The organism is Vibrio nomapromontoriensis, from assembly GCF_050337205.1.
GTDB classification, from domain to species: Bacteria; Pseudomonadota; Gammaproteobacteria; order Enterobacterales; family Vibrionaceae; genus Vibrio; species Vibrio nomapromontoriensis.
The window spans coordinates 1-9,730 of the sequence record NZ_JAKJSS010000029.1 but is presented as its reverse complement, the minus strand read 5'-3'; the positions used below and the strand labels follow the sequence as shown (position 1 = coordinate 9,730).

4 protein-coding genes and 1 pseudogene are annotated in these 9,730 nt (G+C 41.8%); all 5 read right to left on the bottom strand.

What is annotated here, in order from left to right:
• Positions 1 to 861 (bottom strand): hypothetical protein (locus L4D05_RS23755; protein ID WP_428795459.1); only part of this gene is annotated, 861 nt, incomplete at its 3' end.
• Between the two features lie 685 nt (positions 862 to 1,546).
• Positions 1,547 to 1,744 carry a hypothetical protein gene (locus L4D05_RS23750; RefSeq protein ID WP_428795458.1) on the bottom strand — a complete coding sequence of 66 codons (198 nt, stop codon included), beginning with the start codon at positions 1,742 to 1,744 and terminating at the stop codon, positions 1,547 to 1,549.
• A pseudogene (locus L4D05_RS23745) lies at positions 1,741 to 2,916 on the bottom strand (IS3 family transposase). The gene L4D05_RS23750 and the pseudogene L4D05_RS23745 overlap by 4 nt, the downstream one beginning before the upstream one ends.
• Positions 2,917 to 3,138: 222 nt before the next feature.
• A complete protein-coding gene (locus tag L4D05_RS23740; RefSeq protein WP_428795457.1) occupies positions 3,139 to 4,410 on the bottom strand; it encodes a DUF1501 domain-containing protein in 1,272 nt (423 codons plus the stop codon).
• A 12-nt stretch (positions 4,411 to 4,422) separates the two neighbouring features.
• On the bottom strand, positions 4,423 to 9,730 hold a 5,308-nt coding region (locus L4D05_RS23735), incomplete at its 5' end, for a LamG-like jellyroll fold domain-containing protein (RefSeq protein ID WP_428795456.1).

Here is a 9,730-nt window from a genome sequence, read left to right as displayed (position 1 = left end):
CTGTTTGATACGAGTAAATAAGCTGCGCTCATCACTCTGAGTTTGTGGCTGCGCCACCACACTAGGAATATGGTGCCAGTTCATGCCCAATTGACTGGCGTCTGAAAATGACCACTGCTGCCAGAAATCATGTGAGGATTTATTAAATCGTGCGGCCAAGAGCTGCAAGGTCTCGGATTGATACTCTTGAGCCTCGATAATGAGGTAATCAATATTGGCGTGAAAATTGGGCATCCCAGGCCAAGGACGCACACGAAGTTGCCAGTTACCCGCCGCATCTTGACGACGCTCGATTACGCCAGAGTCTCGAATCAGATCGGTTGTCGCTCCATCAGAAGCCTCGCTTACCACTTGATAAGCTGATGTTAAAAGAATCGGCTCCATGTATTGTCGTATTGGAAAGAGTGTTTTCCACTGTTCAGTTAACTCAATAGAACCCACTTCCAGCATATCAATATTTGGAACTTGGCTTTGTGACTGTACCTCTTGCTGAATAAAAGTACGAGATAACGTGATTTGCCCTTCAACGACTCTTAACTCGATGTCATCAACAACATCCGCCATGCCTATCGGATAATCCCGAGTTTCTCCTAAAACCTTTAGGGCGGCAATACGTTGATTATCCGCATAAATATCCACATAAGAAGCGGCTGTTTCATCCGCATTTCCCAATTCAAAAATAAACACGCTACCCGATTCTATATCGGCATCATTGACGAAGTAACTCTGCTTCTCGTCTAAGAACAAGGGCTGAGTTAGCTGTTCATTACTATTATTGTTAGCTTGTACTACTGAAATTAAGGTATGAGTAATAGCAAATACAGCTACTCCCCATCGCACCACTGCTATCCTATTTATCATTTTGCATTCCTTTATAGATGAGTGAGATTCACTCATATAAAAACAATCAAATAGTATCAACCATTATTATTAATAGCTAAAAACATCCAATTTACAATAATTAACTTATAGCTAGCAAAAAATATATTAATAGTAGTGTCAATATAATGACAAAATACAACATTTTGACGCTTTATTTTATAACTAAAATAAAGTGTACTTATAGTTATTGCTAAGTTTGATTACTCAGTATATAAAAATAAATAAACATAAATAACAAACAGATAGCCTCAACTACTTGTCCCAACCAGTACACCTAAAAAGAACGGTATAGTATAGATATGAAATTAAACGACCTTATAGTAAGAAAATTGAGTAAAAAGAAAATATACAGTGATGAGCAAAAAATGGCAGGCAAAGAAAACTTCAAACTAGGGAGGAGAAATAACAGCGAGCATAAAAAACATTCCGCGGACACAAAGTAAATAAAACATACATTCACGCTGTGAATGTGGTGTTTTTGATTTACATCGTCTTTTAGATATCTTTCAGTTAAAAAAACATACCCCATATAACGAACAGTAGTATCAACATACTAACTTTGTTTAAGTAATGGTTAGGTCACAAAGTCTATTCAACAGCATACGAAAAAAGCCAATAACGTTTAGAGTATTGGCTTATTAAAAGAACACTTAAGGATGTGGTTTTAATCGTGAATGGTTACTCGATATCTTTTCCAGTCAGGTAGAACTACTCCCGTTCCAGATAAGTTCGCCATCGTTCTAACCGTATGTTCTCCTAACGAAATAGCTTGAGCAGATAGCACATCGACCCCACTCGTCGTAGGCAAGCGCCCTGTTCGGCTTACGTCGCTCATCGCCGCTAAACCAGCTGTAGTGGTCAACTAAAATTCGCCACGGTTTAGAGTTTTCCCAATATAATCGTTCTGACTCATTGGGAGTTAGACCACCGTTATACTGATGTGGCCTGAGTTGGCAGTAATATCCAATGATGTAGCGTGTGATCTCTTGTTGAGCCTCAGCAAAGCTACGATAACCCATCGTTGGCACCCATTCCGTTTTCAAACTTCTAAAGAAGCGCTCCATCGGTGCTATGTCCCAACAGTTTCATCGGCGATGATAGACTCTGCTTTATTTGAAAACGCCACAGCACTTGGCGGTATTTACGACTGGTATAGTGGCTACCTTGGTCGCTGTGGAACATGACACCTTAGGCTTACCACGAGACTCATAAGCCATCGAGAGAGCTTTGCCTGTCAGCTTAGAATCAGGTGATAACGACATCGACCAACCAATCACCTTGCGGGCAAAAAAATCGATAACAACCGCTAAATACATCCACCGATTACCCGTCCAAATATACGTAACATCGCCAGCCCAGACTTCATTTGGCGTGGTAACCGCAAACTGACGACCTAAGTGATTTGGAATTTCAATATGTTCTTGTGAAGCCTTTCTGTAGCGATGCTTTGGCTCTTAGCAACTCACTAAACCAAGAGTTTTCATCAGCTTAGTCGCTCGGTAACGACTAAGCTTTATGCCCTGATTTGTGACTATATCTGCAATTGTTCTCGCTCCTGCTGAGCCATTGCTTGCAGTATGGGCCTCGCTGACCAAGCTGCGAAGTTTTACTGTTTCAGCATTAATTACCGTTGGACGTTTAATCCAATAGTCATAACTACTTCGATGAACATTGAAGACTTCACATAATGTTTTTACGCTGTAGCTCTGCTTGAGTTTCTTGATTATCAAGAATTGTTCAGTGAGTCCGACATCAACAGAGCAGTTGCCTTTTTAGTATTTCATTATGCTCTTCAAGGCGAGCTAGCTTCTTTTTCAATTCTCGAATTTCTATTTGTTCAGGCGTCATAGGAGAAGCTTTCGGTGTTTTCCCTTGGCGCTCTTCTCTAAGTTGGCGAACCCATTTATCCATCGTGGATTTACCCACATTCATGGCTTGGGCCGCTTCATTCACTGAGTAATTTTGATCTAGGACTAACTGCGCTGCTTCTAACTTAAACTCTGCGCTAAATAGTCGTCTTGTGCGTTTTGTCATAATGTCACCTGTTAACTTATGAGGTGATGATATCACCTCTAACTAAGTGACCAAATTCGCTATGCCACTACAAACAACCAGATATAGAGTAAAGATAGGGCGACAACTAATCGCAACGATTAAATTAGCGACCTAAGTATATTTTCCCAACATCCCTATATTAGAAAAACACTTGCACTACTAGTGACAACTAGTGCGACTAATAACACCAACCGCTATTCATCAGTTAAATATCCCCGGAACCGTAATACTGCCAAGGTTATATCTATCCGCATGCGTGGTATTATTCAGCCCTAACACATCACGATACGCCATATTCACGTGCTGAACAGTCAGCACTTCGCCGTTTTCTTCATCGCGAGTCATAGTAGACAAATTAAATTTATGGGGATGATGAGAGGAACTAGTTGATCCCATGACACGATTTCCCCAACTTGGATTGTTTTGCATCACAATTGAGCTACCTACATTCCAGTGATCTTTACCATTACCATTATTATATTTAGGGGTTCGACTAAAATCAGAAGTAATGATCACTGTCAGTTGATCGCTCACTCCCAAGGACTCAGCCATCGTCCATACATAGTCCACAACATTGTTTAAATTACTTAATTGAGTAGCTTGCTTCTCATCATTATTACCATGGCTATCAAAGCTTCCAAAACCCACACTAGCAGCGCTCGTCTGCCCAGATGCAAACGCTGCCATGATTATTCGAATATTGTCCTGTCCATGAGGAGCAACGGGTAAATTGTTATAGGTTTGAAAAAACTGACTAAATGACTGCCCATTGCTCTCGAAGTTTCGCATCCTATCAATAAGGTTTTTATCTTGTAAAAGTAAACGACTATCATCACTTAACGCACTCAGTTTACTTAACCTTGCTTTATTAAGTAAAGCCAAATCTTCATCGCCGATCAACTTATAGTAGTCACGATCCGACCTAGTTTGGCTAGGGTTTAACTGTGGGTCTGATGCTCGTCTCAAGTTACTATTAAATGAGCTTGAAAGTGAAGTGACCTGTACTAACCCAACACTGTTTGAATACTTTGAACTCGATAAATATGGTAGTGCTGGTACCTCTGGCTGTGACGCAGCAAAGAGTGCCGATATCGTAGGATGGCTTGCTTGCAACATGCCCGAAGGTTGTACGACTTTTGCCGAGTTGTGCCCTACGGTCAATGCGTCAAATCCATTAATAACACACATCTTTTGATAATGTTTGCCAAAAAAGTCGGCATTGTTACCCACTGGAGCATAAGCAATATTACCTGCAAACTGAGTTTGCTGAGTTTGTGACCACTGTGTAATGATCGGTTGCCCTTCGACATTCTCTTTCGGATCACAATAAGACGTCACATCCCAGCCACCATTCGCATGGATATACAATAGTAAACGACGCTGAGCGGTTGGTGTATTCGCCCACAATGCTGTAGGCATTGAAACCGTAGAAGCCGCTAGACCCAATACTTTGATAAAATCTCGTCTATTCATCTTTGGCTCCAATTAATGATACAAATACTCAAAATCAGTCATCACATAAGCGACAACAAGTCGCCACGCGCCCATGGTGCCATGTGTATCTTCTGGCGCATCTTGCCAGTCAGATGATTCACCTTGATAAGCACATAACACATTTTTGTCAGCAGAACTCCATATATACGGAAGCGGATTGCTCTGATGGAGCTTAACCTTATCAACAAATAGTTCATACGCCCGATCAATCTCAGCGCTATCAAGAGGCACTCTTCGACCCCATGATTGATACATAATATCGGCTATTTTTAGTCGTATATTGTGCTCAGTTTGATCCATTGTCGGGTTATTTAGGAATTCATCTAACATGAGTCCTGTCGTTGAATCCGATTGATTAAAACCAACATTCCATGCATCCGGATAACCATCACTATCGGCATCAACACTTGCTGCAATATCGACAGGGAATGCGTCATCGATATCTAGGACTCCATCATTATCATCATCCGTATCCTCACTATTTCCGACCGTGTCTCTGTCAGTATCTAATGACTCTGTCGGATCATTAGGGAACGCGTCAACAACATCAAAAACACCATCGTTATCGCTATCCTTTAGGTCGAAATTATCGACAACAGAGAGATAATATATTTGTTCATCACTGAGTAGTTGATTATAAATTTGGATATCATCAAACAATCCTTGATAGATACTCGCGTATTTGGTTATCCCCTCACGTCGTTTGCCAAAGCTAATATAATTTTCATTCTCTAGATTGATATTTTCTATATCGATTACGCCGATTTTAGTTCCATCCTGGAATATAGAGAACCGCCCTTGGTAAAGCCCACTATCACGTTTTGTCCCACTAAACTGAATAAGTAACGCCGTCTCTTCATTCGCATTGAAATTACCAAACCTTGGGGAATAGAATGTCGATACACCGTCTCGCCACTCTAATTCAAGCCTGTTATAGCGTTGAGTGACAGTAAATCCACTATTTGCCTGACTACGTAAATTAACTAAACCAACATGACCACGGCTGGTTTGACTTGGCGTCATGGTTAATGAAACAGCAAACTGAATTTGAGCGTTGTTCATTGGCCATGTTGGGACATGTATACCTTGATTATCTGAAGCATCAAATTCAGCATAATGCCCTGAATTTGAGCGCAGTAAGCGAACGCTTCCCGCTACGATCCCCTTGTTAATATTGCTGATAGAGTCATGACCAAGATCATTCAATTTTTCAAAGCTAAGCCTTGATACAGGTGAAGGTAGCGGAACTGGTTTTGCAGGGTCCTCTACTATCGTCGGTATCCAGTTGTAGTCGATGCCTTTCAGTAGTTTCCGCTCACTCTCTGGAACTAACACGTCATGCAGCACAACCGTACAGCTGTATTGATTTGCTAAACTCTTAGCCAAATTTAAAGAGAGCGGTGTCAGTTCATCAACACGTATATCAGTACCTTTTCCATCAATACCTCCATAGAACGTTCGATTACTTAGACTGTCTAAATAACCATCACCATTCCACATACCACTCGGATCACCGCGATACCCTCCTGTCATTGAGGCTAACCGTGCAACATAAGACTCTGGAGTCACCTTCGAGTAGCTAGCTAATAGACCTCTAACGTCCTCTTCTACTGACTCTTTCACAGACTCGGCTCTGAAATGCTCAGACATAATCATCTCTTGTAGCAGTTGTTTCAGATCCAAATGTGCCTTGAAGTTATCCGCGAGTTCAATGACCAACTCTTGCTGCTTTTCGTATAACGAATATAGCTGATTATAATCAGCACTCTCCGGTGCGGGTGCATCCATGAACTCTCTTCCAAACACCGATTGCCACCAAAACCTTACTGTACCAGTAAAGAAGCGTTCATCTTGTACCAAGCTTTCTGCTAGCCACTGTAATGGCTCAACTTGTATCGGCGTTTTAATACCATTAAAGCCCGCCGAACGAATATCAGTATACCAAGTAAGTCCATTTTCATAACCTGGCGCTTGTAACACTAATGAGTGTTTGCCATCATGAATTTTATAGCCCCCAGCATGAGCGAAATTCTGGAATCCCGCCGCTATTGGATCCATCGTAATATGGCAATTTGCACATACTGGATTATCCATAGTTGGGTTGTCGGCATTATCCACATCAGCTGTCGATACTGCTCTTGCCAGATTTTTCTCAATATCATAGTGAAGAAAATTCTTAAGAGTTTCATTCGCTCGGTGGCGATTGAAATTGGTATCCGTATTATCAAACCTTGTCAAATAACCGTACATTGATAACAAACCAACGTGAGGGCGAGCGAGTGGATCTCCGAGTGTTCCCCTGTATTGGCTATCCGTCACTCTCTGATATAATGGTGAACCACCATCACTCCCCGTAAACCACTTATAACTTTCTGGCCCCGCCATTGTGTAATCTGCTGTCAGGATTTTCGTATAATCAAGATCTCGGCTAACGACATCCCACACCAACTCTTTCGGAGCTTCTATCATCTCATTGACAAATCGTGTTGTGGCTTCTGAGACAATCCCATCATGTACCAAATATAATGAGGATATCGTCGCTGAGCGCCCTTTTGTAATATCCATTCCATTAACATCAAATATATCCACTTCATTAAAGTGAATAGGATTCTTGTAAGGGGTAGATAAACGTACATACCGACCTGACTTCTCAATGTTCAAATAATGCGTTGTCTCTTCCTCTTTATCGTAAGACTGATCTATATAATCTCTTAGTTTCACCGTCCATATATCTTGTTCCTCAGCTAGTTCACTGTTTGAACGCCCATTAAATGGAGTATTAGATATAGATATACTCATAATATCTGCTCTGCTTTTGTAAAGACTTTTGTGCCTAACCGAAACTCGTTCTATCAGCTGAGACTTACCTAAATCAATATCCAGCCACTCTCCACCGAGAGTTTTACTAGCTGAATGTACAGAAAGTTTCAAATTATCATCAATAGCACGTTCTGCATGCTGACTATATAACGGTAAAGAATAATTATCATATACGTATGGGTAGTATTTTCCAGATTGAAAGAAAATGTCATCTTTAGTCTGTGGCCTAATTAAGATCTCATTTAATAACAATCGGTCATCGACACCTTGAGTAATAAACGTTTTAAGACCTTCAGAATTTACCAACAAACCTTCGATCGCTTGATTTAACTGGTCTTCAGTCCAACCCCGAGCGGCTAAAAGTTCGGCATTGCTTGGCACTAGTCCAGTCAGTGTCAGTGCTGCCTTACGATAAACCCTATCATTACTCGCCAAAACAAAATCTTTTGTTTCTGCCGTATCGGCAGGAACGGCTCGACCATACGCTCGATAGAGCACTGAACGTAAAATCTTCCATTCATTGGTTGTATCAGCAAAAACCGTTCCTCCACCATGAATAACTTGACCTGCTGGTTTTGCTAGAATATTAACGATTTCAGTATCGAAATTGTCAATGTAATCATATAAAAGATCGGCATTTTGCCGCGCAACGACGCTATCATCACCTTTAACTAAATGAATTTCACTCGGCGAGGCTTGCCCCTCGGATGTATGGCATTTAATACATGCAGCTTGAATCACCAGTGTATTGAGCTCATTGATAGTGGCCAATAATGGGTCCACATCAACTTGCTCTTCAAAATCGCTACGCAATGGATCAAGTGGCTGCCCATCAAATGCGTCTAGGACACCATCGTTATCATCATCAGTATCAGCATTGTTGCCGATACCATCCGCGTCGGTATCTAGCCATTCATTAGGGTCGTTGGGCGACCAATCCAGATCATTGTAAACACCATCTCCATCTCTGTCCTTATCAATTGAGTCCAAAATACCGTCACCATCAATATCCCCATCACGAATAGCACTTCTGTTTACATGAAGATTGCTAACTTCAGTTGACGTGATTGCCCGGTTGTAGATCCGTACTTCATCAATTAAGGAACCCGCATACTTCTTAAAGTAGACTGAAGCCCACTCAGCAGGATCGCTTGCCGTACTTTCGACCTCTAACACGCCATTTCGATACAAACGTTGAGTGTTATTTTCATATGTATAGGTAATTAACGTCCACTGGTTATGTCCTATAATTGGAACGGATATCTGTTCACGAGTCTTAATGCCGATCCTTAAGTTATCTCCACTATCATGATATGCGATGAATTTCGATGCCCCCGGACCAAACATATTGCTATTGTCCAAATTTTGAATTGAGTTAATCCAATAAGACACGGTAAAAGCATCAGTAATATAAGGCCCCAAGCCATTAATATTGAACTGACTACCATTGGCAGCTAAACCCACCTTTCCAGCCACAAATGAAGCTTTATACATTGATGTCGTTACTCCTAGAGGCACTTCAGAGCGAGGATCAATGATGTCTATCCATGAGTTCGACGTTTTTTCTCCTACGGTCTCCTCAGCAAAAGATAAGTATACGAGTAATGAGCTGTCCGCTAACAAGTGGTCTTTAGGGTGACTGTCATCAACATCTAATGTGCCATCGTTATCATCATCATTGTCTCTAAAATCCGAGATCCCATCATTGTCTGTATCCGTTGAATCCGTCACATAAAAGTCAAAATTTAAGTTCAGGGAAGGGGTTTCTGAGCTCAAAGTAAACTGACGCCCCATAGGCTCTAATATCCCTGAGCTACTGACAAAGCTAATGGTGTAATCTTGTAGCGGCAGATCAATCCGCGTTTCTGGTGTCCCTTCTGTCACTGTAACTTCCATTCTCACATCTTCACCACGCAACATCAGTGTGGCACTTTCTCCTTCTGCTCCCGCTTCAATTGCATTCAAGGTCAGGGTTATTTCACCTAGTTCTATCGGCACTTCCGTTTCATTCCCCCATGCGTCATACCACAAATAACTGGCGACTTTCTGTCGGCATAAATCATCACACGCCACGACTGGCATCAGACCCACTTTTGTCGTTAACTGCGTCAGGGTGCGTTCCGACCATGCGGCCTTCACGCTCACATCCCCCACTAAATCAGGGGCATAACTACCCGTATGACATCCAGTACAGTTCGCTTCATACAGTGCTTTACCTGTGGTACTGTCCCCACTCATCAGCCATGTCGCAGTAACATTTGGCGTTCGACCACTTATCGTCAATAGTTGACTCGAAGGTACTGGTGAATAAGCCCCCACCTGCGACACCACTAATTCATAGTCACCTAATGCTAATTCATCCAGCACTAACGTGCTGTTCCAGGCCATTTGATGGCTAGATTGATAATTCTCTCCGGTAATTGTTACCGATTGCTGCTCATTCACCACATCAAAACCAGGAGAGCGTGGTGTCTGTCGT

What these genes read in the sequence shown, in the direction of transcription:
- L4D05_RS23740 (WP_428795457.1), bottom strand. Translation starts at nt 4,410, where the DNA reads ATGAATAGACGAGATTTTATCAAAGTATTGGGTCTAGCGGCTTCTACG.